Source organism: Pseudomonas sp. 9.3L (assembly GCF_058536285.1).
Window position 1 is genome coordinate 4,308,427 of record NZ_JBZUBK010000001.1, and the last position, 25,849, is coordinate 4,334,275.

Genomic DNA, 25,849 nt, shown 5'->3' on the forward strand with positions numbered 1-25,849 from the left:
TGAAGGCCATCCAGTCCAACGAGGGCAAGGCCGCGTTTGCCGAGCAGATCCGTAGTCGGTACCAGTCGTTTCCGTTCCTTGAAGCCACGGGCGAAGCCGGCGCCGGCAAGACCACATTGCTCACGTTGCTATGGAAACTCGCGGGGCGCGATGGTTATGAAGGGTTTGACCCGTCCAAATCCACCAAGGCCGGCCGCAGCCGCTTGATGGGCCAAGTATCCGGTATGCCCATCGTGCTGCTGGAATCAGACCGCAGCGGCGACGACAAGACCCACGCCAAGACCTTCGAATGGGACGAACTCAAGGATTACTACGGCGGTGGCACCCTGGCGACCAAGGGCGTTAAAACCGCCGGTAACGAAACCTACGAACCACCGTTTCGCGGCACCATCGCCATCAGCCAAAACGCCCCTGTGGTGGCGTCAGAGGCGATCATGACCCGGATCGTCAAACTGCACTTTGTGCGGCCGAACGTCACCCCTGAGAGCCGTGCGGCGGCCGATAGGCTCAATGCGCTGGAAGGTTCGACCCTCAGCAACTTTGTGGTGCAGGCCGTGCGCAAAGAATTGGAAGTGATGGAGCTGTTCGGCCAACGGATAGCGGGCTATGAGGCGAAGTTGCGCAACCTGCACTCCCATTGCTTTGCCTGTGACACCCCGTTCAAAGACGAGCACAGCGACTGTAGCCATTGCGGCAACACGCTGCGCGGCTACATCCGCGTGGAGCGGATCAACAAGAACCACGCCCAAATGCTCACGCTGCTGGATTGCCTGTGCCTGGTGGTGCCGCTCACCGATGCACAGATCGAGCACACCCGCTCGCAGATCGTCCGTATGGCCATCGAGCGCCAGGCCTCGCTCAACTCTGACCATCCGGTGGTGGCTGAATTCTGGGAGGTTTACGACTACCTGGAGAGCCTCGACGCCGACGGCCCGGTGGTCAACCACAGCAAGAAAGCCCACATCATCGCCATCAACCTCAACGATTTTGTGAAGTGTGCGGCCGAGCATCGCCAGAAGATTGCCGACGTCAGCGAGCTGCGCGAGCGCCTGAAAGACTCCCGGTCTCGGAAGCTGCTCGACGTCAACAAAGCCACCGACAGCGCGGTACGGGCTTACCAGGCCAGGAACACCAACGCTGTTGTCACCAAGCAACCCATCGTGAAGTGCTGGCACTTCCAGGCTTGATTCATCAACTGCAATACCCGCCAGGCGCTGCAACGTCTGACACCACCCAAAGGAGAAGCACCATGCACTCAACTCAACCCACCGACGACGTCATCCGCCAGATAGCGGAACAGCTCGCAATCGAGGAGCGTGAGCGCCCAGCAATCCGTGCTGCTGGCATAGCGGCGTTACACCGCCTCCTGCCGGTTGCCCAACGTAGCACGGGGCAAAGTCGCATCGTCGGCGACTTCCTGCTCAGCCTCTACAACGGGCGTGCCTTCCCCTTCCCTCTTACCGATCTGCGAGCACTGGATAAGGCGTTATTCGACGACTGTATCGCTCTGCTGAAGATGGACCGCCGGCCGGAAAAAGAGGTGCATGAATATGTGGAGAACGGCGACCGCATCTGGTCGCAACTGAAGAAAGACAGGGCTGCAAGGCAGCACTGACACCGGCTTGACCGGAAAAGAAGTGGTGGCGAAGGGCTGCAACCCCTCGCCACCCACCACCCAAAGGAGAAGCACCATGCAAGTGAATCAACCCCAAGGCGGCATCGCAGAGGCTACCACAACCCCGCTGGCGATCGGAGACACGGTCAGCTTCGTCGCACTGAGTTGCGATGGCCAGGCGTACCGTTTGAGCGCTCGTACAGCCGTGATCATTGGAATCGCTGGCGATGTTGCGACGTTGCGCACCGCCAATGGCAGCACGATCAGCCTGCCCCTGGATGAGTTGACGCCGGATGGCGAGCCTAATGCGCTAGCACGTCTGCTTGAGAGGGGGCAGTGATGGCTTCAAACACTCGCACCCGCCCGCCAATGGCAGGGTACCGGCTGGATTTGCCCAACCGTTGCGATATCTGCGGCAAGCCCCGCGCCACACGTAAACACAAGGCATGTAGCCGACTCCGTCAGCAAAGCAAGACGGCGGAATGGGCTGCATTTATGGCAGAGCGTGAAGCGGCCAAACAGAACAAACCGCGTCGCTACGCGCACTGATACCCATCTAGGACGGTACAGGGGAGCTGCAACTCCCCCACCGTCTCAAAGGAGAAGCACCATGCAAACCCAATATCCAGCCAATGGCACTGCCGGGGACCTGGCCCCCCCCCAGTAGATCATCAAGAAATTAATGGCTTCAGTTCGAGAGGCGACTCTGTATGCCCATCAGGTAAAGTCTCCGAACAACTCCCGCCTCAACAGGCTGAGGAGGGATTATCTTGATATGAGCCGGCCGATTGATGGAGTTTTGACTTTTAAGGACTTACAACGCATCACCGGCTATAACCGACGCTCGGACGTTGAACGCACCTTAGTTGGCCAGGGCGTTCGATTGTTCCGGGGGCGGTTCGGCCCGTGGACCACTATCGATCTTGTTAACCAGGCCGGCGGACTTCGCCTAGGCACACCAGAGCACTACGACGCCGGGATTTTATGAGAAAGGCCAGGAAGCGTAAGCACAACCCGCATATCCCAGCGCACATCGATCAGGCCGCCCTTCCGGCGGCCGTCTTTTTTGATCACCGTAATAGCGGTGTTTGGTACACGCTGCACCGCGACGAGGGTGGCCGGCAACGCCGGCATAACCTGGCACCGCGCTCGGTGTTGTTGTCTGAGTTACATAGCATCATGGAAGAACGCGAAGGTGTTGACCGCGACAGTCTTCGTCACCTGTGCAATCAGTTCCATGACAGTGCTCAGTTCAAAAAGCTCCTGCCCAATACCCAGGACGATTACTGCTATTCGCGTGATGTTCTATTGGGCACTCACACCAAACTGGGCAAAGACCTAGGCGACCTGGCCGTACGGAAGTTCACTCCCGCCTTGGTACAGCGCCTTATTGATCGGATCGCCGACGAAGGAACGCCATCCAAAGCCGCCCACGCCCTGCGCTATCTGCGACGAGCGCTGCAATGGGGGCGTAACCGAGGGTTCTTGGATCAAAACCCTGCTCAGGGTATTGAAGCACCCAAGGAGCGAAAACAACGCCGCCTGCCTGCTCCCCATGTAATGAACTCCCTGATCGAGCGCGCACGCGAGCGAGGCCAGCTCAAGCGCGGGCAAGCAGGCGCTTGCCCTACCTATCTTTGGTTTGTGATGGAAATTGGCTATTTGTGCCGATTGCGCGGAATCGAGACTGTGACTCTCACAGACGCGAATGCCTTGGAAGACGGGGTTCTGACCAACCGGCGAAAAGGTAGCCGCGATAACGTAGTGAGCTGGTCGCCGCGACTGCGTAGCGCTTGGGATGCGGCAAAGGCGTATAGGGCAGAGGTTTGGCTGAAAAGATCGCTGCCAGTTTCGAAAGACCCTTCTCGTCGGCCGCTGATCGTCGCTGCACATGGCGGTCCCCTGAATAAATCCAGCCTCGACACGGCCTGGCAACGCTTCATCACTGCAGCAGTGGAAGCTGGGCTGCTTACCACTGAGCAGCGCTTTGGACTTCACGACCTGAAGCGCCGAGGGATCACCGACACAGCAGGCAATCGCGCCGACAAACAGGAGGCCAGCGGACACCGTGACGAATCGATGATGGACATATACGACCTCAGCGTGCCCCGCGTGAGACCATCAGCCGAATAAACCCACGTAACAAGCGATTCCAACCTCTTATAGAACGGCGCTTATAGTGACGTCTTCACGTAACAAGGTATAGCGTAACCTTTTGATTAATAAGCAATGCTCAGGTTCCTTGTAATCAGTAGGTCCCGGGTTCGATTCCTGGTGCCGGCACCATATGAGGTTTCAGAGGGGCATCAGCGCCTCTGGAGCACGGAAAACCCGCCTTTTGGCGGGTTTTTGCGTTTTGGCGTTTTATCAGAGTGGGATTACCGGCTGCATGCGGTAACCGTCATAGTACTTACGCAGCGCTAACGAGGGCGTTAGCGCAGTGTAGGGACATAGGCCCCGTCGAGAAGTGGTTGCGCGTAGCTAATGTCGCTGGCGTTCCACCTGAAAGCAAAAAGCGCAACGGTATGCCGTTAGCGTCGCACAGCATATGAATCTTGGTTGTCAGTCCGCCCGGCTACGACCGAGCGCAGGGTCTTCGGGTTCTTCAAGCCCCCCTTTTTTCGCGGCGCCGCTGGCGGCTCGGGTGGCACGTATCGCTGCGGAGTCGATCATCCAGGTCTGCACGTTGATAAGTCCCTGTTCATTGAGCCGAACATGCAGGCGTTTGAGCAACCGATCGAACGTAGAGAACTTCCGCCGTGATGACCGCGAACTTACTGAACCTGAGCGTTTATGCCAGGTGAAATGATTCCGACTAATTCCGTACATAGCCTAAGCCATGCTCATCAAATGTCTTAATAATTTGGTTTTCAGATATGCAATGAGCCAGTACCTTACCTCAGGTAGAGCTTACCCAACTTCGGATCACTCTACCTCTGTAGAACTTGGATGCTCTTAGGGTATTTTTTAATAAGGATCACCATAATGCTTATCGGGAAAAATCTGTATCGCATACAACCCACTGTAACAGGTTCTGACCTGGATCCGCATCGAGTACGCGAACTGACGTTCATAGGAGTAGGTAGTAGTGTGGCCTTTCTGCTGAATGAACTTAATAGTCGCTTTACAGAAGACGGAGCAACTTCACCATTTTTAGGAAAAGTCAGTATTATTGGTAAGGAGGACTCTTGGGCGGCGAGTGTTCGTGGACAAGGTTATATAAATCACCAGACCGAAATTATTAGCCAGTGGGACCAACAGGTTCCAAAATATGATCCTAACTACGCTAATCGTGCTGAGTTTTCTGCAAGTAACAAACGACAGCTGATGCAAGCAGTGGGGCTAGGCGCAGAGCACTTGGAAGCGCTGGTAACAGGCATTTCGCGGCTGGATGACGGTGTTTTCCGACTCAATCTGGACAACGGCCAGATTCTGGACAGCCGACAGGTTGTATTGGGGGCAGGTGCCGGGTCCCATACCAGTATTTGGAACAGCGCTACGCCAAACACCCAAGCAGAAAAACGATTGGACAACATAAAACTGCATGAGCAGGAAGCCTTGCGTGGCAAGGTGCTGGACCTGGATGAGTTTATGCGGATGAGTGATACCTCTCCCCAGAGGTTCGCTGGAAAAACAGTAGTGGTACATGGACCGAATGCAGGCATTGATGCAGTTGAGCGCGCCGGGGAGCTTGGGGCAAATGTCCTTTGGTTTATCCGCAGTACCCATCCGGCACTGCTAGATGGCAACCAACTAAAGTTTGCACCAGCATTGGCTCAAAGCGCCTTGCACAAAGTGGACGCGCTAGATATCCATCCCTCGAAGCAAGAGCATGGATCTGCATTGCGACTGAGTTACAGCTCGCCAGGACAAGGCCCCCAAGAAGCCAAAAAAAACCTGGAGGCGGATTATTACGTTTATGCCTTGGGCCAGGATATTCATAAGCCGGGTAGTGCTGGAGCCATGCTAGGTGGTCTTCTTGATCATCTGGAGCCTGTATATGATTACGATCAAGTCTATAGCGATCAGCCTTTCAAGACCGTAATAGGTTTGCAAATTCGCGGTTCAAATAGCGATAACGGTTTTTTTATTGTTGGGGCGGCAGCTTCTCAGCTGGCTACCAATGTTCAACACAGCTATATGGATCACGCTGTAGACCGGATTTTTGAGGTGATGACCACATTTTCTGGCAGGCACGCAGAAGACTTGTCGCACATGTTGTTAGAGGGGGCGACATCGGAACAAATCCAGGAACATTTGCAAGCTTGGCAAGTGAACAGTGCTCAATCATCCGATAAGCAGATATTACAGAATAGAGTTGAGGATTATTTGGCGGCCCGAGACTACTTTCAGCAACAAACCAACGAGAAAAAAGGAGGCATGCGTGGGGTCCGCGCAGAGGTGGAAAATCAAACTTTGACCGAGGTGGCATCTGTCATTGCGTCTGCACAGTTAGGCACGGTCAAAGCCTCGAGTGCAGCATTATCAGGACTAATGCCCGCTTATGTGAGCAACGGTGAAAATAATTTTACCACCGACAATCGCACTATGCTCCGCGCCGGTATTGCGGATAGATATCCGAATATAGGTAACGCTGAAGCCAGTGAGTTTATCGATGAAGTAATTGCTTTGCGTCACCTTGATCGTCAGCGTTTTGAGGATAAAGTAGCAGGCGAAATGATAGACAAAGAAGCCCCCCCATTGGGGTCATTGCAGCTTCCGGTGCTAGGCGCCCCGGAGTCAGTCAGGGCTGCCTATGAGGCGCGCTTGCAAGCATTGAATTCTGGAGTGCGCGATGATACTCCGTTAAGTCAGAGCTGGTTGCCCAAAAAATAATTCCAGAGGCTAATGACGAACGTTTGACTTTGTTAGAGGAAGTCCGAACAGCGGCAGAAGCCTGTTTAGTGCAGCCAGATGATTCATCCGGAAACCCGGTCTTCGACCGGGTTTCTACGTCTTATAGGTACACTTCTGCGGCACCTTTTCGTGCATTAAAGAAAATCTCATAGTTTGCATCTGCTAGGCGATCAGGCGTGGGACCCAGCTCATACGTCACGAATTTCCCTTCCCCGTGAAGAAGCAGCGACGTTCGACGAACGTTTCGATGATCACAGCCAATAGAAAAGAAAGGGTGTGACATTCGGGATGAAAAACTTGAAGCCAACGCAGTTGGCGAATGGCCTCGACGCCACTCTCAATGCCCCCTCCCCAAGCCCCCTGTGTACAATCCCTCCCTAACATGGATCCTCAGGAATCAGCGCATTGACACCCGACACCCTGCCCGCCTTGCTTGCCGTCCTGGATTATTGGCACAAGGTTGAGTTCTTCATGCCGTATGGGCTGGAGCAATACCTGGATGACCTGGAGGCCTGGCAGTCGAAGGTGCTCAGCCAAGAGGGGCTGGCGCGTGCAGGGGCGGGTTGGTTGAGTATTGACGTGCCCGAGGACCAAGAGCTACTGGGCTACGACCTGTTTATTGGGGTGTTTGATACGTCTGCCGTCAGCCAGGTGGCTGAGCACGTGGCGCCTAGCCCAGACCCTATGGACAGCAACACACCTTATGAAGACGAAGCGCGGGCAACCCTGGAAGGCATGACGTGCTTCGCTAAGCTGCCGCTGGATAAGGCCGGCCACCCGATCATGGAGTCGTTGTCGATCTCTACTGCGCCTTGGGCGCTGGGCCAGACGTTGACGCACGGCCTGCAGGCATTGAGCTACGACGCTTACAGTGCGGCGCAACGTGCGCTGATACGCCTGCTGAATAATTTCATGAGCACCCGCGGGGCGTTTGCAGGGGGTGGCCTGGCGGCGGTTGAGGTGGAGCAGTTGCACGCGCTGTTGTGCGAATGGGCCAGCTTTACGCCAGACGCTTCGGCGCCAATGGCCGCGCTGAGTGCTCGGGTAAAACCCCGAAAGCCTGCGAAGGCGAACGAGAAAGCCCCCACCGAACCCTCAGCCGCTGATGCAGAGGCATTGGAAGACGACGACGATGACGAGGCGGTCGTGGTCGAGGAGCTGGCCATCCTGAACAGCTTCTACATCAAGGATATCGAGCGTGCGATCAGCAGCGTACGTAGCGGCGCGGTACCGGCCACGCTTGCGCAGTACCTTTCTCCCCTCCCGCCCGACCAACGTATCGATCTTTACTCCAAGCAAGGCTGTGACCTGTTGTTGCAGGCGCTACGGCCGCGCTTCATCAACCCCGGCCACTGGTTGGCGGACTCGCGTCACCCCATGAGCCTGATGCAACAGTTCGCGCTCAATCAGATTCGCCTCGACCTTGAGCACAGTGGCTTGTTTTCCGTAAATGGGCCGCCGGGCACCGGTAAAACCACGCTGTTACGCGACCTGTTTGCGAACAACCTGGTAGAACGCGCACGGGTGCTGGCGGGGTTGGCGAAAGCAGACGATGCGTTCGTCAAGCAAGGCGTGATGACCCGATTCATGGGCACGGATAAATCCGTGCAGGTGCGCCCGCTGATCGAGGCGCTTACGGGTTTTGAGATGGTGGTGGCGTCTACCAACAACGCCGCTGTCGAAAATATCTCTGTCGACCTGGTGAAGCGAAAAGCCCTGGGTAAGCCCTGGCAAACGTTCGGCTACTTGCAGCCGGTGGCCCATAACCAGGCGATCCAGATCACCAAGCGTGGCGCGGAATCGCCCCAAGGCGGTGAAATGCCCTGGGGGCTGATGAGCTGTGCGCTGGGCAATTCGGCGAATCGCCGCCGCTTCAATGAGCGGCTGAGTATGTATCAGCTGGACACTGCCAGCGACGAAACCCCTATGCGCATCTGGGACTGGCTTAAAGCCCCCAACGACCTGAGCTTCGATCAGGCGCGGGAAGCTTTCATTACCATGAGCAAGCAGGTCAAAGAAGCCCTCGATGCACATGAACGGCTGGCGGAGTTGCTAGCGATGCTGGCACACGGTGCTGAAGTCAGTGCCTTGGCCGAGGCCGAAGCTGAGGTCGCTACGGCTCATCAAGCTGTAACCACTGTAGAAGGCTTGCAGCAAAACAACGCACAGCGTCGCCACACTGCTGAGCGCACCCTTGAGCAGCTGAAAGAAGAGCAACAGCTGATCGACCGCACGGCACCGGGCTGGTGGGCGCGCTTATGGCGTACACAGGAAGCCAAGGCCTACCTGGAGAAGCGTCGGTCAAACGCCGACGCCCAGTTAGACGCCCACCGCCACCTGAAGGCTATCGATACCGAGCGGCTGCGTTTGAGCGATGAGCTGTCCCAGGCCGTGGTGCAGGCACAGCACCATACCGAGCAGCGGGCTTTAGTCGCTGAGCATTGGCGGGCGCTACGGGAAGAATGCGATCAAGCGCTGGCCACCATAGGGCGCCCACGGCTGCCAACGGACCCGCTTGAGCTGATGAGCGACGAGGGGTTTCAGATCGACGGCCTGTGGCATGACGAAGCGCTGGTCACGGCGCGTTCAGCGCTGTTCGCGGCGGCCCTCACCTTGCATCAGGCGTGGGTACACAGTGTTGGCCAGCCCGGTGGGGCCTTGCGCAAGAACCTGGTCGCTGTCTCGTCCCTGCTGTCCAACCAACTGCCGGAAGACGCCAGCCACACCCTGCCCATCTGGCAAAGCCTCTTCATGGTGGTGCCTGTGGTGTCCAGCACCTTCGCCTCTTTCGCCAAACAATTCGCCGGTCTAGGCCAAGGCGCACTGGGTTGGGTATTTATCGACGAAGCCGGCCAGGCCGTTCCCCAGGCTGCCGTCGGCGCGTTGTGGCGCGCTCGTCGCGCAGTGGTCGTGGGCGATCCGTTGCAAATCGAGCCAGTGTTTACGTTGCCCACGCCATTGCTCAATGCCCTCGCGGGCCTGGACCCTATCACCGCAACCAATGCCTACGCGCCTCATTGCGTGTCGGTGCAGCGGGTAGCAGACCAAGCCAATCGCTATGGTGCGTACGCGCCCTACCTGGACGACCCGATCTGGGTAGGTAGCCCGCTGCGGGTACACCGCCGCTGCCACGACCCTATGTTTACCCTGGCCAACCGCATCGCCTATGACGGCAAGATGGTCTATGGCTTGGGTGACAAACTGCCCACCGCCGCGCCCCTGATCGACTTGCCCAGCGGCTGGGTCGACATTGGCGGCGCGGTACAGCGCAAGCAAGTGGTGCCTGAGCAGATCGAGTTCATGATCAAAGTGATCGTGAGCCTGTATCAGCGTGACCAAGCGCTGCCGGCGCTGTACGTGATCTCACCGTTCAAGGCTATCCGCCAGGCCCTGACCGATGCATTGCTCAAGCACACGTGGGACGTGGCCGCCCCTAAAAAGGACGTGTTGCGGCGCTGGGTGAAGCGAAGCGTCGGTACCGTGCATACCTTCCAGGGCAAAGAAGAAAAAACCGTTTTCATGGTATTAGGCACTGATACCGAAAACACAGGGGGCGCGGTGTGGGCGTCAGCGAAGCCAAACCTCCTGAACGTGGCCCTGACCCGTGCACAGCACCGTTGTTACCTGGTAGGCGACCTGGCGCTGTGGGGCACGCTGCCTTACTTCGAGCAGGCCGCCCGAGGCAGCGCTGCCCTGCCCCGGCTCAAGCGCCAGGACTTTGCCGTGGTACGGCAGAAGACCCAAACAGGAGAAGCTGGTGGCTAGACAGCGTGCGGCATGAATGGCACTTGTTCAGGGTTTGCCCGCATTTGAACGGCGATTAGAAGGCGTTCATTGGGTACTCTACGAACAGCCTGACTTCGTTGCCATCATCGTTGTAGCCGGACTCGCGCACATTGGCGGACGTACGCAACATAGAGCTACGCAGGCGCAGCTTCAGGTCTTTTGCGGGGCCGTCCTGAACCACATATTGAAGTTGGTTGAACCACTCACGCTCTACGCCTTCGCCGTTATTGGTGCGAATGTTATCGCCCCGTACGTAGGCAATCTTGTAGGTCAGGCCCGGCAGGCCGTATTCCTCGAAAGCCACGCCATAGGCCAATTGCCAGGAGCGCTCATCCTCAGCGTTGAAGTCCGACCAGTAGGAGTTGGCCAGGAAGATGGTCGAGCCGCCGTCGCCTACACCGCCCTCTTTGCCATAGCCACCATAGGCATAGCCGGTATCGCCCGTGCTGCGCTGATGCGCCAGGGTGAACGAGTGCGCCCCTATCTCATAGGTAGCCGCCAGGCTCCAGATCTTGTTATTGCGGCCAGTGTCCATACTGCTGGCATAGCCTCTGTCCAGCGTTGTGCGGTAGCCGTTGAGCTCCCAGGTGAGGGAATGCTCATCTTCCAGAGGCACTACATAGGTCACGCCCACGTATTGCCGCTTGAGCCGGTCCTCGCCATCGGAGGCATACAGCGAGGCGTTCAGGTGCTCTGAAAACGTGTAGGTGCCGCCGAACACGTCCAGCTGCTTCACACCGCCGCTGTCCTGGCCTTCGGCGCTTTTACGGGCCTCAGCGGTGAAATGCCCTGCATTGAGAACCAGGCCGTCGACTTCACGGGAGGTGAGTAGGTAGCCGGTATAGCTTTCAGGCAGCAGGCGGGTGTCGTCGTAGTTGAGTACCGGCAGCGAAGGTATCATCTGCCCATACTTGAGTTCCGTGTTAGACACCCTGAACTTGATGGCCGCCCCAGCCCTGGCGATGTCACGCTTGGCGTTATCGTGGCTGTCCTGCTTGAAGAAATCGATGCCACCCGCCCCGCTTCGGCCACTGCCGCCATCAAGGCGAAGGGCATACAGGCCGAAGGCATCCACGCCTACGCCAACGGTGCCTTGAGTGAAGCCGGAGGTAAAGGTGCCAATAGCGGCTTGGCCCCATTCGGCGCGGTCACTGTCGCCATGCTTGTAGTCACGGTTGATGTAGGCATTGCGCAGCAATACGTTGGCGTGGCTGCCCTCAACGAACCCTTCGGCATTGGCCTGATCGCTAGCCATGACCGGGGTTGCGAATAAAAGCCCAAGCGCCAGCAGGCTCATGCGGTGATTCAACATCGTGGTTTCCTTGTGCCATGAAAAAGCGCACCACGCTCATACGGCGGCTGAACGCCCCACGCTATCGAGCATCAAGCCCCTACGCGAGCGCCGACCCTGAGCGGTGGCCGCAGCGCTGCGGATCCTAGAGAGGGCACCAAGGGGTGTCAAACCACGAAATGGAATAACCAGGGGAAATCGGAATACGCCTAGACGCTGCGCCTTCCGTGAATGCGCGAGGCCAACCGTCAGGTTTCGATAATGCCTAACAAGGCTTCAAGCTCGTCTTCACTGATGAGGCCTGCCGGGTACCGTTCGGCAATCATCTGGCGTGAGTGGCTTAGACACCCTTTGCGACCTGTATTTGCCTTGGCACGCTGCGCCACTGTCAAGGCCACGGTGGTGGTAGTTCTCTGGGGCATAGGCCCTCTGACTGCATTCATCGCCACATCCCCGATTCAACGGACAGCACAGGCTAGATTTACTTCGTTACAGGCGCATGAACAGCCTACGTTCACCGCTGTATATAAAGATACAAAACCTGTGCCAGCGCAAGAGGCTCGAAAAATGCAGTTACTCCCACACCTCAAAGCCAGACGTGGGAGACCCTGGAAAGCGGGTTTTATGCGTGATGTGGCGCCGGCTGCTGCTGGGTCAGGCAGTGGATGTTGCCACCGCCTAGCAGTAGTTCGCGGCCGGGTATCATCACCACCTCGTGCTCAGGGAATACCCGCTGGAGTATCTCCCGAGCCGTGTCATCCGTGGCTTGCGAGAAACTCGGGGCGATGATGCCGCCGTTGACGATCAAGAAATTCACATACGACCCTGCCAGTTGTACGGAAGGGTCGCGGTGCTGGCTGCCCGCAGCGATGTCGACCCCGTCACATTCTTCGGCGGTAGCAAACAGAGGCCCTGGAATAGGCATCTTGTGCACAACAAAGCGGCGGCCTTGGGCATCGGTGGTGCTTTCCAGTACCTGAAGTGCTTCCTGGCAGCGCGTGTAGTTGGGGTTACGTGGGTCGTCTGTCCACGCCAGTAACACTTCGCCTGGGCGCACGTAACAGCAGAAGTTATCCACATGGCCGTCGGTCTCGTCGTTGAACAGGCCGTTGGGCAGCCACACCACCTTGCTCACGTTGAGGTAGTCGCCTAGCCAGGCTTCGATCTCGGCGCGGCTCAGGTGCGGGTTGCGGTTGGCGTTGAGCAGGCACTCTTCGGTAGTAATCACCGTACCTTCACCATCCACATGGATAGAGCCGCCTTCCAGTACGAAGCCTTCGGTGCAGTAGCGCGCGCAGCGCTCCATGTCCAGCACTTTGCTGGCAACCTGAGTGTCACGGTTCCAAGGGCTGTAGAGGCCGCCATTGAAGCCCCCCCACGCGTTGAAATCCCAATCCACGCCGCGCACTTCGCCACTGTCGTTGATGACGAAGGTAGGCCCGGTGTCGCGCATCCAGGCATCGTCGCTGCTCATTTCAACCACGCGGATGTTCGGCACATCCAGGCGCGCCCGGGCATTTTCATACTGCGCGGCAGACACGCCTACGGTGACGGGCTCAAAGCGGGCAATGGCGCGCGCCAGTGCCACGTGGGCGATCTGAGCGGGCTTGCCGCCCAGCCGCCAGTTGTCCGGGCGCTCCGGCCATAGCATCCAGAGCTGGCTATGAGGTGCCCATTCGGCAGGCATATGGAAGCCATCGGCCTTTGGAGTACGGGTAAGGGTGGTCATGGTCAGGTTCCAGCGGAGTCATGGGTGTTGATCGGACACAAGCGTGTGGCCGACGGGCAAAAAGTGCTCCAGCATCGTACACGTCAGCCTCGTGGACCGATAACTGTCGGAAGTACGAGAATCAGCGCATGCAGGGCATCAGGATAACCTCGGTTTCAGACCTCAATATCGCCGCGTTGCCCGGCGTTTATCAAGCACCCCGACCGCGCTGCGGAGCGCGGGTAATACCGCTGGCACGCCTCGTTGTGCGGTAAAGGTGTATTGAGGCTTGCACGCAGCCACGTATGCCCACAAAGTAGCCCCATTTATCACTGGCGACTTAAGGAAAAAGGCGCAACACATGCGAATCCTTATTACTGGCGGGGCGGGCTTTATCGGTTCGGCCCTGGTACGGCACCTGATTCAACGTACCGAACATGAAGTGCTCAACGTAGACAAGCTTACCTACGCGGGCAACCTTGAATCCTTAACGGCCATCGCCACTGATACGCGCTATGAGTTCGTTCAGGCGGACATCATCGACCAGCCCGCGATGGCTGAGGTGCTGGCCCGCTTCAAGCCGGAAGCTATCATGCACCTGGCCGCTGAATCGCACGTGGACCGTTCCATCGATGGGCCTTCGGCGTTCATACAGACGAACATCGTGGGCACCTATGCCCTGCTGGAAGCCACCCGTGCCTATTGGAACAGCCTTGAAGGCCCAGCGCGCGAGGCGTTTCGGTTCCACCACATCTCCACCGACGAGGTGTACGGCGACCTTCACGGCGTTGACGACCTCTTCACCGAAACCACGCCCTACGCGCCCAGCTCGCCCTATTCGGCCAGTAAGGCCGCGTCCGATCACCTGGTGCGGGCATGGAACCGTACCTATCGCCTGCCGGTAGTGGTCACCAACTGCTCCAATAACTACGGCCCGTATCACTTCCCAGAGAAGCTGATTCCGCTGGTCATCCTCAATGCCTTGGAAGGCAAGCCCTTGCCGGTGTACGGCGATGGCCTGCAAGTGCGCGACTGGCTGTTCGTGGAAGACCATGCGCGGGCCTTGCTGGAAGTCGTAACCCGTGGCCAGGTGGGCGAGACCTACAACATTGGCGGCCATAACGAGCAAAAGAACATCGATGTGGTGCGCGGTATCTGTGAGCTGCTCGAAGAGCTGGCGCCTTCGCGGCCCGAGGGTTTGGGCCACTATGCAGACCTGATCACCTTCGTGAAAGATCGCCCTGGCCACGACCTGCGTTACGCCATCGATGCCAGCAAGATCGAACAGGACCTGGGCTGGGTGCCTCAGGAAACCTTCCAGACCGGCCTGCGCAAGACGGTGCAGTGGTACCTGGACAACCTTGACTGGTGCCGCCGTGTACAGGATGGCAGCTACCAGCGCGAACGCTTGGGCGGCGCTGAACACAAAGACCTGATTGCATGAAAGCTACTGTGCTGACGGGCGGCTCCGGCAGGCGCCTGCCGCTCACGTTAGTGGTGCAGGCCAACGCCTTTGGCAAGGCTGGCCATGGTCAATCCTTCTTCGCCCTGGCACGAGAATCTCTATGAATGTTGTGGCTACTTCCATCCCCCATGTACTGATCATCGAGCCGAAGGTGTTCGGTGATGAACGCGGGTTCTTCTTCGAAAGTTTCAACGAACGCCAGTTTGCGGACGCCGCCGGGCGCCAGGCGGCCTTTGTGCAGGACAACCACTCGCGCTCCCAGCGCGGCGTATTGCGTGGTTTGCATTACCAGTTGACCAACCCTCAAGGCAAGCTGGTGCGCGTGGTCAGCGGTGAGGTACTGGACGTCGCCGTGGACATCCGCCGTCGCTCCCCTACCTTCGGCCAGTGGGTAAGCGTGTTGCTGTCGGAAGAGAACAAGCGCCAGCTGTGGATCCCCGAAGGCTTTGCGCACGGGTTCGTGGTGTTAAGCGAAACCGCAGACTTCCTATACAAGACCACTGATTACTACAACCCGGCTGCCGAGCGCTCCATTGCGTGGAACGACCCTACTCTGGCTATCGATTGGCAGCTGAGTGGCCTTGAACCACGCCTTTCTGCCAAGGATCAACAGGGCAAGCCCTTTGCAGACGCGGACGTGTTCGAATGAGTACCCCCTTGAACGTGATGCTGATTGGGGCGCATGGCCAAGTCAGTACCGAGTTGCAACGGTGCCTGGCGGGCAAGGCCCACGTCCAGGTACTGGGCAGCGCCACCCTTGACCTCACCCACCCCGAGGCCATTCGGGAACAGGTGCGTGCGTTGCGGCCGAGCCTGATCATCAACCCGGCCGCGCACACGGCGGTGGATAAAGCCGAATCCGAGGGCGAACTGGCCTTTGCGATCAATGCCGTTGCCCCCGGCGTATTGGCCGAAGAAGCCCAGCGCCTGGGCGTGCCGTTGATTCACTACTCCACCGACTACGTGTTCGATGGCAACAAGCCCTCCCCCTACGTGGAAACCGACCCTACTGGGCCGCTAGGCGTCTATGGCCAAAGCAAGCTGGCGGGCGAGCTGGCGATACAGGCGGTAGGCGGGCAGCACCTCATTCTGCGGACCAGCTGGGTATACGCCACCCATGGGCGCAATTTCCTGCTCACCATGCAGCGGCTTATGCAGGAGCGGCCTGAGCTTAAAGTAGTGGCGGATCAGTTTGGCGCGCCAACCTGGGCGGGCGCCATCGCGCAGAGCACCGTGGCCTTGATCGAACGCTGGCAGGCAGGCCAGGCGGGGGGCTGGGGGGTGTACCACCTTACCGCCAAGGGTGAAACCTCCTGGTTTGGCTTCGCCCAGGCTATCGCTGAGCAGTTGCAGCGCCAAGGCAAGCCGTGCGCAACCTTGCTGCCTATCCCCGCCAGTGATTACCCCACCCCTGCACAACGGCCGGTGAACTCCCGCCTGGATTGCAGCCTGCTGGAACGGCAATGGGGTGTACGCCAGGCGGATTGGCACAGCGCGCTGCTGGAGTGTTTGCAAGGCGCGTAATTTTAAGGGCCGGGTGGGTTAACATGCGCGCATGATCAAGCCCGCCCTCCCCCGCCGCCCGCGCTGGCGCAACCTTGCGCTCCTTGCGTTGTGCCTTGCGCCCTTGTTGCTGCCATTGCAACAACTGGCTGAGCGGTATTACCGCAGCGAGCTGATCAGCCAGAACCGCCAAACCCTGGACCTGTACGTTGCCAACCTGCTGGGCACGTTACGTCGCTACGAAGCACTGCCGCCCATCCTCAGCGACTTGCCCGCCTTGCGCCAATTGCTGGCAAGGCCTGCCGACCCAAGGCTGCAAGATGTCGCCAACCGCCTGCTCAAGACCATCTGCGATCAAACCGGTGCCGAAGTCATGTACCTCATGGACCCAGCCGGCAATACGCTAGCAGCGTCCAATTGGGACCAGCGAGACAGCTTTCTAGGCCGTAACTTCGCGTTCCGACCGTACTTTAGCGATGCCATCGCGGGCCGTCTCGGGCGTTTCTTTGGCCTGGGTACTACCTCTGCAAAGCGCGGTTATTTCTTCGCGGCCGGTGTGCGCGAAGGCCAGGACACCATCGGCGCCCTGGTGGTGAAGGTAGACCTGGACCACACCGAAACCCTATGGGGGCGCACGCCGGAGCAATTGGCCGTAAGCGACCAATACGGGGTAGTGATCCTGACCTCACAACCCGAGTGGCGCTACCGCGCAACGCGCCCGCTGACAGACGACGAGCGCGCCGCGATTGCCGCCAACCAGCCATACCCCGCAGGTAATCCTGGGCTGGTGCAACTCGACCATCACGCCTGGCTTACCCAAAGCCGATTCATCAGCGAAACCGGCTGGACGGTCAACCTGCTGGCGCCTCGCAGCCTGATCGACCGCCCAGTACGCACCGTGGTGGCGGTGGGCAGCGCCGCGTTGCTGGCCTTGATGCTTATGCTGGGCCTGATGATGCAACGGCGGCGCAATTACCTGGACCGCATCGCCTTCGAAGCGCGGGCCCGCCAAGAGCTCGAAGCGCGGGTCAGCGAGCGCACCAGTGCACTGCAAAAGCTCAACAGCCGATTGCGCCAGGAGGTGCTGGAGCGCGAGCACGCGCAACAAAAACTTGTGCAGGCTCAAGACGAACTCGTCCAGGCCAGCAAGCTGTCTGCCTTGGGTACCATGAGTGCCAGCATTAGCCATGAGCTGAACCAGCCACTGGCTGCCATCCGCAGTTACGCCGATAACGCTGGCGTACTGCTGGACCATCAGCGTACGGATGATGCGCGCGGCAACCTGAAGGCAATCAGCGAACTCACTGCCCGCATGGCGTCGATCATCGCTCACCTGAGGGCGTTCGCCCGGCGGGACCGCCACGCCCCGGAGAGCGTGGCGCTACAGCCTGCGCTGGAAGATGCACTGGCGCTGCTCGCCAAACGGCGTCGGGCGATGGCCGTGGAGCTTATCCGTGACCTGCCCGACGCGCCCTTATGGGTACAAGCCGGTGAGACACGGCTGCGCCAGGTACTGGGTAACGTGCTGGCCAATGCCTTGGATGCGCTGACCGAAAAAGCCACTCCCCGACGGATCTGGATGAGCGCCGCGCGCACCAGCGAGGGGGTCGACCTTTACATCCGGGACAACGGCCCAGGCTTTAGCAGCGAAGCCCTGGCCCATGCCCGCGAGCCCTTCTTCACGACCAAAACCCGCACCCAGGGGCTTGGCCTGGGCCTGGCCATCTGCGATACGCTGATGCGCGCCCTGGGCGGCGAACTGCTAATGGCCAACCACCCTCAAGGCGGCGCGCTGTTGACCTTGAGGCTTCGGCCTGCGACGCCTGGCGTGAGCCCCCAACCCCATGAGGACCTGGCATGACAACCCTCGATGCCGTGGCGGCGCATACCGACGTCGTCTTGATCGACGACGACTCCCACCTGCGACAGGCCCTGAGCCAGACTTTGGACCTTGCCGGGCTCAAGGTGCTCGCCCTTGAACAGGCCACTGACCTGCAGGCCCGAATCGGGCGAGACTGGCCGGGGGTCGTGGTCTCGGACATTCGGATGCCGGGCGTCGATGGGCTGACTGTGTTGCGAGCGCTTCATGCCAGCGACCCTGAGCTGCCGGTGTTGCTCATCACCGGGCACGGCGACGTGCCCCTGGCCGTCGAGGCCATGCGTGCCGGCGCCTATGACTTCCTGGAAAAGCCTTTCCCTAGCGAGGCGTTGCTCGACAGCGTGCGCCGTGCCCTTAGCCATCGACGGCTGGTGCTGGATAACCGCAGCCTGCGCCTTGCCCTGAGCGATCGCCAGGCCTTGGGCACGCGCCTGGTAGGCCATAGCCCCTCGATGACCCGCTTGCGCGAACAGATTGGCGCCTTGGCCGCCACCCGTGCCGACGTTTTGATCCTGGGGGAAACCGGGGCCGGCAAGGAAGTGGTCGCGCGGGCGCTACACGACCTCTCGGGCCGTCGTAACGGGCCGTTCGTGGCCATCAACGCCGGTGCGCTTGCTGAGTCGGTGGTGGAAAGCGAGCTGTTCGGCCATGAGCCCGGTGCGTTTACAGGGGCGCAAAAACGCCGCATCGGCAAGTTCGAGTTTGCCAATGGCGGCACTTTGTTCCTGGATGAAATCGAAAGCATGAGCCTGGACGTTCAGGTCAAGCTGCTGCGCCTGCTGCAAGAGCGGGTAGTGGAGCGCTTGGGGGGCAACCAGCAAATCCCCTTGGACATTCGGGTGATCGCTGCCACCAAAGAAGACCTGCGCCAGGCCGCCGACCAAGGCCGTTTCCGAGCAGACCTGTATTACCGTTTGAACGTAGCGCCCGTGCGTATCCCGCCGCTGCGCGAGCGCGGTGAGGACATCATCACGTTGTTCGACCATTACAGTGGCTCGGCGGCTGAGCGGCACGGCCTGCCGGTACAGTCGCTGCAGCCGGCGCAGCGGGCAGCCTTGCTGCGTTACGCCTGGCCGGGCAACGTTCGAGAGCTGCAAAACGTCGCCGAGCGCTTCGCCTTGGGGCTGGACCTGTCGCTGGATGCACCTGGTGGCCAGGAGCACACCTTGCCAGACACGGCCGAGGCCATCACAACAGGGCCCTTGAATGAGCAAGTAGAGGCGTTCGAGCGCCAGTTGATAAGCACGGAGATGACCAAGGGGCATGGCTCCCTGCGCAGCCTTGCCGAAGCCTTAGGCATCCCGCGTAAAACCCTGCACGACAAGCTGCGTAAGCACGGGCTGAACGTGGGCAGCGGCGAAGACGGCGAATAAAGCAGGTTTACCTGCACAACCCCAGTAATGCGCTACGCCATGGCACCCCGGTTGGCAGCGCCAGGAAATGCGGGTTCAGCAGGCTTTCCCTGGCCGGGTAGATAAAGGGCTGCCCTTGGGTATCGATCACTTCGCCCCCCGCCCCTTCCAGTACGCCCTGAGCAGCGGCGGTGTCCCACTGTGAGGTGGGCGCCAGGCGTGGGTAACAGTCGGCGGTACCTTCTGCCAGCAGGCAAAACTTCAGGGAGCTGCCCACGCTGGTCAGCCGTAGCGGCCCTACCACCTCGCCCAGGCCTGCCAACAGGTGCTCCTGCTGAGGGCTGGAATGGCGCCGGCTGGCCACCAGGGTAAAGGGCTCACCCGCCGCAGGCGTGGCCCTCACCTTGATAGGCTGAGCGGCCTGCCCTGCTTCGCCACACCAGGCGCCCAAATGTGCCCCACCCCACCAACAGCAGCCGCTGACGGGCATGGTCACGATGCCGAACACCACCTTGCCGTCTTCGATCAGGGCAATGTTGACCGTGAACTCATCACTGCCAGCGATAAACTCTTTGGTGCCATCCAGTGGATCTACCAGCCACCATTGCCGCCAGCCCTGACGCACGCCCAAGGGTACGTCGCAATCCTCTTCGGACAACACCGGGATCTCAGGCGCCAGGTGGGCCAGGCCTTGGGCAATCACATGATGGGCGGCCAGGTCGGCTGCGGTTACCGGGGAATCATCGGCCTTGGCCGTGACCTTTGTCCCGGTGCGCCAGAAGGGTAAAATCGCCTGGCCTGCCGCGCGCGCGATGGCCAAGGCACCTTCCATCAACGGGTGTGGATAACTCACAGGCTCAGCTCCCCGCGCTGCACCATCACATCCCGCGCCAAGTACAGCGCTGCCAGGGCCCGACCTTCGCTGAAGGCGGGATGTTGGGCCAGTTCGCTCAGGGCCCGCAGGTTCACCTGGTCGACCCGCATGGGCTCAGGTTCATCCCCTTCCAACTGCTCTTCGTACAAGCCCGTGGCCAGTACCACGTGAATCTTCTGGCTCATGTAGCCGGGCGACAGCGATAGCTCAGTCAACCGTTCAAGGTGACGCGCACCAAACCCCGCCTCTTCTTTCAACTCCCGGTTAGCGGCGGCGAGCACGTCTTCGCCAGGCTCGATAAGCCCCTTCGGCAATGACAATTCGTAGGTTTCAGTCCCACCGCAATACTCTTCCACCAGTACGGCATGCTCGGCATCGAGCATGGCCACGATCATCACCGCCCCGTGGCCTGTGCCGCTGCCCACTAACCGTTCGTAGGTACGCTCCACGCCATTGGAAAAGCGTAGCTGCACTTGTTCGACCCGGAAGATTCGGCTGCTGGCGACGATCTCACGAGCCAGCACGGTGGGTTTATGGCGCATAGAGGCGGCTCCTTGGCTTGAACGCGTTACTATACCTTGGCTTGCGCCAACGCCGAGCCTGTTTTCCGCTGCCCGGGAGCTCTCCGATGCCCGCTTTAGCCTGGCCTGATATCGATACCGTTCTGCTCGACATGGACGGTACGTTGCTGGACTTGCATTTCGACAACCACTTTTGGTTGAACCACCTGCCGCAACGCTACGCTGAGCTACACGGGGTAAGCCTGGCCACGGCCCAGGCCATGCTACAACCGATGTTCGAGGCGAACGCGGGGCTGCTCAACTGGTACTGCCTGGACTTCTGGAGCAGGGAGCTGAACCTGTCGATCCTTGACCTCAAGCACGAAATCGCTCACCTGATTGCGCTGCGGCCCTATGCCGATACCTTTTTAGAAGCCGCGAAACAGGCGGGGAAGCGCCTGGTGATGATTACCAACGCTCACCGGGGCTCACTTACCTTGAAGCTAGAGCGCATCGCCCTGACGCCTTGGTTTGATCGGCTGATTTCGTCTCACGACTACGGCTACCCCAAGGAAACGCCCGCGTTCTGGAACGCGCTGCACGCAGACCTGCACTTCGACCCGGCCCGGGCGCTGTTCATAGACGATACCTTGCCCATCCTGCGCAGCGCCCGTGCCTACGGCATCGGCCATCTGTTGGCGGTACGCGAGCCAGACAGCCGCAAAGGGCCAAAGCCTACGGAAGAGTTCGAAGCCGTTGAGGATTTTCGGGATTTGATCACCGGCCTTGCCCCTATCGCTCGCCAGCCGGGAGCCTGATATGGACATCAAGCAGTTGAAGTTCCTGGTGGCCCTAGATGAAACCCGCCACTTTGGGCAAGCGGCCGCGCGGTGTCATATTACCCAGCCCACGCTGTCCATGCGCTTGCGCAACCTGGAATCAGAGTTGGACCTGCCCCTGGTCAACCGAGGTCAGCGCTTCGAGGGCTTCACGCCGCCCGGCGAGCGTATTCTGGCGTGGGCCCGTACCGTGCTGGCAGCCTACGATGGGCTGCAAGCCGAAGCAGCGGCCTGCCGTGGCCATTTGGTGGGCACGTTGCGGTTGGGTGTGGTGCCGCTGTCAAGTTTCGATCCAGTCCCCTTGCTGCGCGGCATGCACCGGCTGCACCCAGAGTTACGTTTCGAACTCAGCTCGTTGAGCTCCGACCAGTTACTGGAACAGCTGGCCAGTAATCGCCTGGACCTGGGCGTGTCCTACCTGGACCGGCTAGACCCCGCCGGGTTTGAGGCGCTGCCACTGAATGAGACGCGCATGGGGTTGCTGCATGACCAGCGCTTTTATCAGTTCGAAGCGGCGCCTTTGAGTTGGGCACAGGTGAATGAGTTGCCCCTGGGCCTGCTCACGACCGGCATGCACTTTCGCCAGTCCATCGACCATGCGTTTCACAGCCAGGGGCTTTACCCGCGCCCGCTCTTACAGACAGATGCCGTGCACCAGTTGTTGCAAGCCGTACACGGCGGGCTGTGCTGCGCCATCATGCCGCTGGATGGGGGCCTGGAGGGCCTGACCGAGCACTTGCGCCTTCACCCCATCGAGCATGCACAAACCTTGGCCAGCCTAGGCCTGATCATGCGCCGCGGTGAACCCCGCTCGCCCCTTGCGCAGGCCTGTTTCGCCTATTACCAGAACGGTAACAACGAGGGCTAATCGAGGCCATCTATCAGCAGATCGGAACAAGCGATTAGACGACCAGTCACACCCGGCATAGGCTGAATAAACCAAACTGCCGGTACTGCCGAATGCCCGCTATGCGATCCGCTACCCTGGCACCCAGCGAAAGTCCTTATTCCACAAGCCAGGACTATGTTTTCACCCCGCTGAGCGGTGGTGAAGTCGCGCATACTGCCCTGGCCGAAGAGGTCGCACTGGCGGTGGCCTACAACGGCATCAGCCAGGCGGTGATGCTGGTCAGCCCGCGAGACCTTGAAGACTTCGTCGTAGGCTTTAGCTTGGCCAGTGGCATCGTGGCAGGGCTCGACGACATCTACGACATTCAGATACGCGGTGTAGGGGCCAGCCGGGCCGCTGAGGTGGAGATTTCCAGCCGGGCGTTCTGGTCACTAAAAGACCATCGCCGGCAAATGACGGGCACCAGCGGCTGCGGCCTCTGCGGCGTAGAAGCCGTAGACCAAGCGTTACCCGACCTGCCGGTGCTTGAGCCTGCACCACTGCCACCCCCGCAGTGGCTAGAAGGCCTGCGCCAACGCATCAGCGACCTACAGCCCTTGGCACAGCGCTCTGGCGCGGTACATGCCGCAGCCTTTATGGACAGCACCGGCGAGCTGCTGCTCGCACGTGAAGACATTGGCCGACACAACGCCCTGGATAAACTGATCGGTGCGCTGTTGCGCCAGAACATCAACACCACCGGGGGGCTTGCGGTCGTTACCAGCCGTTGCAGCCTGGAGCTTATCCAGAAAATGCTTCGCGCCGGGATTACCACCTTGGTCAGTTTTTCTGCGCCTACAGGCCTTGCTTGCCAATGGGCGCGACAGCACAACCTGAACCTCATTCACCTGCCGCACCATAGCGCGCCACGGGTGTACAGCCCCGTGATGGAGATTTGATCGTGACTACTCATGTCAAGGAAACAGCCCCCGCTTCGCCTCCCCGTTACAAGCCCTACACAGGCCCGGCCGCTGGTTGGGGCGCGCTTCAGAGCGTGACCAAGTTCTGGCTGGGTAGCGGCAATGCGTTGAAGAATATCCGCACGCTGCTTAAAACCAACCAGAACGGTGGCTTCGATTGCCCCGGCTGCGCCTGGGGCGAGTCGCCCGAAGATGGCTTGGTGAAGTTCTGCGAGAACGGCGCCAAAGCCGTGAACTGGGAAGCCACCAAGCGCCGGGTAGACCCCGCGTTCTTTGCCCGCCATACCGTGACCGCACTGCAGGAGCAGAGTGATTACTGGCTTGAGTACCAAGGCCGTCTGACGGCGCCAATGATCTACGACAGCGCAACCGACCGCTACAAGCCCATCGAATGGGATGCGGCCTTCGCCCTCATCGCCCAGCACCTCAATGGGCTGGAAAACCCTGACCAGGCTGAGTTTTACACATCAGGCCGCGCCAGCAACGAGGCAGCCTACCTCTACCAGCTCTTCGTACGGTCGTTCGGGACCAATAACTTCCCGGACTGCTCGAACATGTGCCACGAAGCCAGCGGCGTGGCCCTGGGGCAAAGCATCGGGGTGGGCAAAGGCACCGTCACCTTTGAAGACTTCCACCATGCCGATGCGATCTTTGTATGGGGCCAGAACCCCGGCACCAACCACCCTCGCATGCTTGAACCCTTGCGTGAAGCCGTAGAGCGAGGCGCTCAGGTGGTGTGCGTGAACCCGCTCAAAGAGCGTGGCCTGGAGCGCTTCCAGCACCCGCAGCACCCCCTGGAAATGCTCACCAACGGCGACCGCCCCACCAACACGGCGTTCTTCCGCCCGGCGCTGGGCGGTGACATGGCCATTGCCCGTGGCATGGCCAAGTTCTTGTTGCAGTGGGAGCGTGATGCCCAGGCCAGTGGCAACCTGGCGGTGTTCGACCATGAATTCATCAATGCCCACACTACCGCAGTACAGGAATACCTGGCAGCCGTCGATGCCACCACCTGGGACGAGATCGTTACCCAGTCTGGCCTGCCTCTGGTAGAAATCGAGCGGGCAGCGCGCATGTATGCCAAAGGCACCAAGGTAATCATGTGCTGGGCCATGGGCATCACTCAGCACCGTCACTCGGTCCAGACCATCCAGGAGCTGGCTAACCTGATGTTGCTGCGTGGCAACATTGGCCGGCCTGGCGCAGGTTTGTGCCCCGTGCGCGGGCACAGCAACGTCCAGGGTGACCGCACCATGGGCATCAATGAACGCCCACCGGTGTTTCTGCTGGACGCGTTGGAAAAACGCTTCGACTTCCAGGTTCCTCGCCAGCAAGGGCACAACACCGTAGAAGCCATCCACGCCATGCTGGAAGGTCGCGCCAAGGTCTTCATAGGGCTGGGAGGCAACTTTGCCAGGGCGACCCCGGACACGCCTCGCACCGTTGAAGCGCTGCGCAATTGCGACCTGACGGTGCAGATCAGCACCAAGCTCAACCGCAGCCATCTGGTGCACGGCAAGCAGGCGCTGATTCTGCCGTGCCTGGGCCGTACCGACATCGACCGCCAAGCTGAAGGCCCGCAAGCCGTCACCGTGGAAGACTCGTTCTCCATGGTGCACGCCTCCTTTGGCCAGCTGGCCCCCCTCTCACCGCTGATGCGTTCGGAGCCTGCCATCATCGCCGGTATTGCCAATGCCACCTTGGGCCCACGCCCAGTCGACTGGCAGTGGATGGTGGCAGATTACAGCCGCATCCGTGAGCTTATTGCCGACACCATCCCAGGGTTCACTGACTTCAATACCAAGCTGGAGCACCCTGGTGGTTTCTACCTCGGCAACACGGCGGGGGCGCGCCGTTGGAGCACGACCAGCGGACGGGCCAACTTCAAGGCCAACGCGCTGCTTACCGATTTGCTCCATGCCAAGGTGCACTCCACTGGGCAAACGCCAGACCTGATCTTGCAAACCCTGCGCTCGCACGATCAGTACAACACCACCATCTACAGCCTGGACGACCGCTACCGTGGCGTGCGGGGGCAGCGCGAAGTGGTCTTTGCCAATGAGGCAGACATCATCCGTCTGGGTTATCAACCTGGCCAAAAAGTAGACATGATTTCGGTGTGGGACGATGGTCGGGAGCGCCGAGTGAGTGGCTTCACGCTGTTGCCGTTTGACATTCCCGCAGGCCAGGCAGCTGCGTATTACCCAGAAACCAACCCGCTCGTGCCGCTGGAAAGCGTAGGGGACGGCAGCCACACACCAACCTCCAAGTTCGTTGCTATCCGTTTCGAACGCGCAAAGGAGAGCGCGCGCATCATCTGACCCTCTCCAAAGGCTGGAGCGGAGCAACGGTCAGCCTAGCCGCAGTAAGT

The 25,849-nt window shown here is 59.8% G+C and carries 21 protein-coding genes and 2 pseudogenes; 17 read left to right on the plus strand and 6 right to left on the minus strand.

The annotated features are described in order from the left end of the window. Nucleotides 1-35: 35 nt before the first annotated feature. The 5 genes and pseudogenes from AC4LE2_RS19980 to AC4LE2_RS20000 form a co-directional block, all read left to right on the plus strand. Nucleotides 36-1,187 (plus strand): annotated as a pseudogene (locus tag AC4LE2_RS19980) (YlcI/YnfO family protein); the annotation flags it as partial. A gap of 62 nt (nucleotides 1,188-1,249) precedes the next feature. Next, nucleotides 1,250-1,615 carry a DUF7673 family protein gene (locus AC4LE2_RS19985; protein WP_491827740.1) on the plus strand — a complete coding sequence of 122 codons (366 nt, stop codon included), beginning with the start codon at nucleotides 1,250-1,252 and terminating at the stop codon, nucleotides 1,613-1,615. Between the two features lie 76 nt (nucleotides 1,616-1,691). Then, the gene (locus AC4LE2_RS19990) at nucleotides 1,692-1,955 is read left to right on the plus strand and encodes a hypothetical protein (RefSeq protein WP_491827742.1); all 264 of its coding nucleotides are present in this window, start codon (nucleotides 1,692-1,694) and stop codon (nucleotides 1,953-1,955) included. Between the two features lie 435 nt (nucleotides 1,956-2,390). Continuing rightward, nucleotides 2,391-2,603, plus strand: a complete 213-nt coding sequence (locus AC4LE2_RS19995) for a hypothetical protein (RefSeq protein ID WP_491827744.1) — start codon at nucleotides 2,391-2,393, stop codon at nucleotides 2,601-2,603. Then, on the plus strand, nucleotides 2,600-3,748 hold the full coding sequence (locus AC4LE2_RS20000; protein ID WP_491827746.1) for a site-specific integrase: 1,149 nt from the start codon (nucleotides 2,600-2,602) through the stop codon (nucleotides 3,746-3,748). Before AC4LE2_RS19995 ends, AC4LE2_RS20000 begins: the two co-directional genes overlap by 4 nt. 326 nt (nucleotides 3,749-4,074) lie before the next feature. Here the strand turns inward: AC4LE2_RS20000 and AC4LE2_RS20005 are convergent. Continuing rightward, nucleotides 4,075-4,372, minus strand: a pseudogene (locus AC4LE2_RS20005) (transposase family protein); the annotation flags it as partial. A 228-nt stretch (nucleotides 4,373-4,600) separates the two neighbouring features. Here AC4LE2_RS20005 and AC4LE2_RS20010 point away from each other — a divergent pair. Next, on the plus strand, nucleotides 4,601-6,451 hold the full coding sequence (locus tag AC4LE2_RS20010) for a restriction endonuclease (RefSeq protein ID WP_491827747.1): 1,851 nt from the start codon (nucleotides 4,601-4,603) through the stop codon (nucleotides 6,449-6,451). A gap of 426 nt (nucleotides 6,452-6,877) precedes the next feature. Beyond that, nucleotides 6,878-10,237, plus strand: coding sequence for a DEAD/DEAH box helicase (locus tag AC4LE2_RS20015; RefSeq protein WP_491827749.1), 3,360 nt, complete (start codon nucleotides 6,878-6,880; stop codon nucleotides 10,235-10,237). 55 nt (nucleotides 10,238-10,292) lie between these two features. Here AC4LE2_RS20015 and AC4LE2_RS20020 read toward each other — a convergent pair whose 3' ends face one another. The 3 genes from AC4LE2_RS20020 to aguA all read right to left on the minus strand — a co-directional run bounded on the left by AC4LE2_RS20020 (nucleotide 10,293) and on the right by aguA (nucleotide 13,278). Next, nucleotides 10,293-11,570, minus strand: coding sequence for an OprD family outer membrane porin (locus AC4LE2_RS20020; protein WP_491827751.1), 1,278 nt, complete (start codon nucleotides 11,568-11,570; stop codon nucleotides 10,293-10,295). 227 nt (nucleotides 11,571-11,797) lie between these two features. Further along, nucleotides 11,798-11,971, minus strand: a complete 174-nt coding sequence (locus tag AC4LE2_RS20025) for a hypothetical protein (RefSeq protein ID WP_491827752.1) — start codon at nucleotides 11,969-11,971, stop codon at nucleotides 11,798-11,800. 200 nt (nucleotides 11,972-12,171) lie between these two features. Continuing rightward, the gene (gene aguA, locus AC4LE2_RS20030) at nucleotides 12,172-13,278 is read right to left on the minus strand and encodes an agmatine deiminase (RefSeq protein ID WP_491827754.1); all 1,107 of its coding nucleotides are present in this window, start codon (nucleotides 13,276-13,278) and stop codon (nucleotides 12,172-12,174) included. Between the two features lie 340 nt (nucleotides 13,279-13,618). Here aguA and rfbB point away from each other — a divergent pair, with 340 nt between their 5' ends. The 6 genes from rfbB to AC4LE2_RS20060 are packed head-to-tail and all read left to right on the plus strand — an operon-like array spanning nucleotide 13,619 to nucleotide 19,477. Then, nucleotides 13,619-14,701, plus strand: coding sequence for a dTDP-glucose 4,6-dehydratase (rfbB, locus tag AC4LE2_RS20035; RefSeq protein WP_491827756.1), 1,083 nt, complete (start codon nucleotides 13,619-13,621; stop codon nucleotides 14,699-14,701). Then, nucleotides 14,698-14,826, plus strand: a complete 129-nt coding sequence (locus AC4LE2_RS20040; protein WP_491827758.1) for a hypothetical protein — start codon at nucleotides 14,698-14,700, stop codon at nucleotides 14,824-14,826. The genes rfbB and AC4LE2_RS20040 overlap by 4 nt, the downstream gene beginning before the upstream one ends. Then, nucleotides 14,823-15,371, plus strand: coding sequence for a dTDP-4-dehydrorhamnose 3,5-epimerase (gene rfbC / locus AC4LE2_RS20045; RefSeq protein ID WP_491827760.1), 549 nt, complete (start codon nucleotides 14,823-14,825; stop codon nucleotides 15,369-15,371). Before AC4LE2_RS20040 ends, rfbC begins: the two co-directional genes overlap by 4 nt. Next, on the plus strand, nucleotides 15,368-16,246 hold the full coding sequence (rfbD, locus tag AC4LE2_RS20050) for a dTDP-4-dehydrorhamnose reductase (protein ID WP_491827762.1): 879 nt from the start codon (nucleotides 15,368-15,370) through the stop codon (nucleotides 16,244-16,246). The genes rfbC and rfbD overlap by 4 nt, the downstream gene beginning before the upstream one ends. 31 nt (nucleotides 16,247-16,277) lie before the next feature. Beyond that, a complete protein-coding gene (locus AC4LE2_RS20055; protein WP_491827764.1) occupies nucleotides 16,278-18,086 on the plus strand; it encodes an ATP-binding protein in 1,809 nt (602 codons plus the stop codon). Then, nucleotides 18,083-19,477, plus strand: a complete 1,395-nt coding sequence (locus tag AC4LE2_RS20060; RefSeq protein ID WP_491827766.1) for a sigma-54-dependent transcriptional regulator — start codon at nucleotides 18,083-18,085, stop codon at nucleotides 19,475-19,477. The genes AC4LE2_RS20055 and AC4LE2_RS20060 overlap by 4 nt, the downstream gene beginning before the upstream one ends. Before the next feature lie 7 nt (nucleotides 19,478-19,484). Here the strand turns inward: AC4LE2_RS20060 and cysQ are convergent, their stop codons facing one another. Together cysQ and nudE are read right to left on the minus strand one after the other, a co-directional pair. Next, complete coding sequence (gene cysQ, locus AC4LE2_RS20065; protein ID WP_491828190.1) at nucleotides 19,485-20,288, minus strand: 3'(2'),5'-bisphosphate nucleotidase CysQ; 804 nt, start codon at nucleotides 20,286-20,288, stop codon at nucleotides 19,485-19,487. Nucleotides 20,289-20,305: 17 nt separating this feature from the next. Next, nucleotides 20,306-20,872: an ADP compounds hydrolase NudE gene (gene nudE / locus AC4LE2_RS20070; protein ID WP_491827767.1), complete on the minus strand. Its 567-nt coding sequence runs from the start codon at nucleotides 20,870-20,872 to the stop codon at nucleotides 20,306-20,308. Nucleotides 20,873-20,958: 86 nt separating this feature from the next. On the opposite strand from nudE, the gene yrfG reads away from it, so the two are divergent. From yrfG to AC4LE2_RS20090, 4 genes are all read left to right on the plus strand, one after another. After that, nucleotides 20,959-21,648 (plus strand): GMP/IMP nucleotidase, encoded by a 690-nt coding sequence (yrfG, locus tag AC4LE2_RS20075; RefSeq protein WP_491827769.1) that lies wholly within the window; start codon nucleotides 20,959-20,961, stop codon nucleotides 21,646-21,648. Between the two features lies 1 nt (nucleotide 21,649). After that, complete coding sequence (locus AC4LE2_RS20080) at nucleotides 21,650-22,537, plus strand: LysR family transcriptional regulator (RefSeq protein WP_491827771.1); 888 nt, start codon at nucleotides 21,650-21,652, stop codon at nucleotides 22,535-22,537. A 92-nt stretch (nucleotides 22,538-22,629) separates the two neighbouring features. Further along, nucleotides 22,630-23,457 (plus strand): formate dehydrogenase accessory sulfurtransferase FdhD, encoded by an 828-nt coding sequence (gene fdhD / locus AC4LE2_RS20085; RefSeq protein ID WP_491827773.1) that lies wholly within the window; start codon nucleotides 22,630-22,632, stop codon nucleotides 23,455-23,457. 2 nt (nucleotides 23,458-23,459) lie between these two features. Then, nucleotides 23,460-25,799: an FdhF/YdeP family oxidoreductase gene (locus AC4LE2_RS20090; RefSeq protein WP_491827775.1), complete on the plus strand. Its 2,340-nt coding sequence runs from the start codon at nucleotides 23,460-23,462 to the stop codon at nucleotides 25,797-25,799. Nucleotides 25,800-25,849: the final 50 nt, after the last annotated feature.

Bases quoted from the DNA above. Each gene is read 5' to 3' on its own strand.
- AC4LE2_RS20000 (WP_491827746.1), top strand. From the start codon at position 2,600: ATGAGAAAGGCCAGGAAGCGTAAGCACAACCCGCATATCCCAGCGCAC.
- nudE (WP_491827767.1), bottom strand. From the start codon at position 20,872: ATGCGCCATAAACCCACCGTGCTGGCTCGTGAGATCGTCGCCAGCAGC.
- rfbB (WP_491827756.1), top strand. From the start codon at position 13,619: ATGCGAATCCTTATTACTGGCGGGGCGGGCTTTATCGGTTCGGCCCTG.
- yrfG (WP_491827769.1), top strand. From the start codon at position 20,959: ATGCCCGCTTTAGCCTGGCCTGATATCGATACCGTTCTGCTCGACATG.
- AC4LE2_RS20055 (WP_491827764.1), top strand. From the start codon at position 16,278: ATGATCAAGCCCGCCCTCCCCCGCCGCCCGCGCTGGCGCAACCTTGCG.
- rfbC (WP_491827760.1), top strand. From the start codon at position 14,823: ATGAATGTTGTGGCTACTTCCATCCCCCATGTACTGATCATCGAGCCG.
- aguA (WP_491827754.1), bottom strand. From the start codon at position 13,278: ATGACCACCCTTACCCGTACTCCAAAGGCCGATGGCTTCCATATGCCT.
- cysQ (WP_491828190.1), bottom strand. From the start codon at position 20,288: ATGGAAGGTGCCTTGGCCATCGCGCGCGCGGCAGGCCAGGCGATTTTA.
- AC4LE2_RS19995 (WP_491827744.1), top strand. From the start codon at position 2,391: ATGAGCCGGCCGATTGATGGAGTTTTGACTTTTAAGGACTTACAACGC.
- AC4LE2_RS20060 (WP_491827766.1), top strand. From the start codon at position 18,083: ATGACAACCCTCGATGCCGTGGCGGCGCATACCGACGTCGTCTTGATC.
- AC4LE2_RS20020 (WP_491827751.1), bottom strand. From the start codon at position 11,570: ATGTTGAATCACCGCATGAGCCTGCTGGCGCTTGGGCTTTTATTCGCA.
- rfbD (WP_491827762.1), top strand. From the start codon at position 15,368: ATGAGTACCCCCTTGAACGTGATGCTGATTGGGGCGCATGGCCAAGTC.
- AC4LE2_RS20040 (WP_491827758.1), top strand. From the start codon at position 14,698: ATGAAAGCTACTGTGCTGACGGGCGGCTCCGGCAGGCGCCTGCCGCTC.
- AC4LE2_RS20080 (WP_491827771.1), top strand. From the start codon at position 21,650: ATGGACATCAAGCAGTTGAAGTTCCTGGTGGCCCTAGATGAAACCCGC.
- AC4LE2_RS19990 (WP_491827742.1), top strand. From the start codon at position 1,692: ATGCAAGTGAATCAACCCCAAGGCGGCATCGCAGAGGCTACCACAACC.
- AC4LE2_RS20010 (WP_491827747.1), top strand. From the start codon at position 4,601: ATGCTTATCGGGAAAAATCTGTATCGCATACAACCCACTGTAACAGGT.
- AC4LE2_RS20025 (WP_491827752.1), bottom strand. From the start codon at position 11,971: ATGCCCCAGAGAACTACCACCACCGTGGCCTTGACAGTGGCGCAGCGT.
- fdhD (WP_491827773.1), top strand. From the start codon at position 22,630: ATGCCCGCTATGCGATCCGCTACCCTGGCACCCAGCGAAAGTCCTTAT.
- AC4LE2_RS19985 (WP_491827740.1), top strand. From the start codon at position 1,250: ATGCACTCAACTCAACCCACCGACGACGTCATCCGCCAGATAGCGGAA.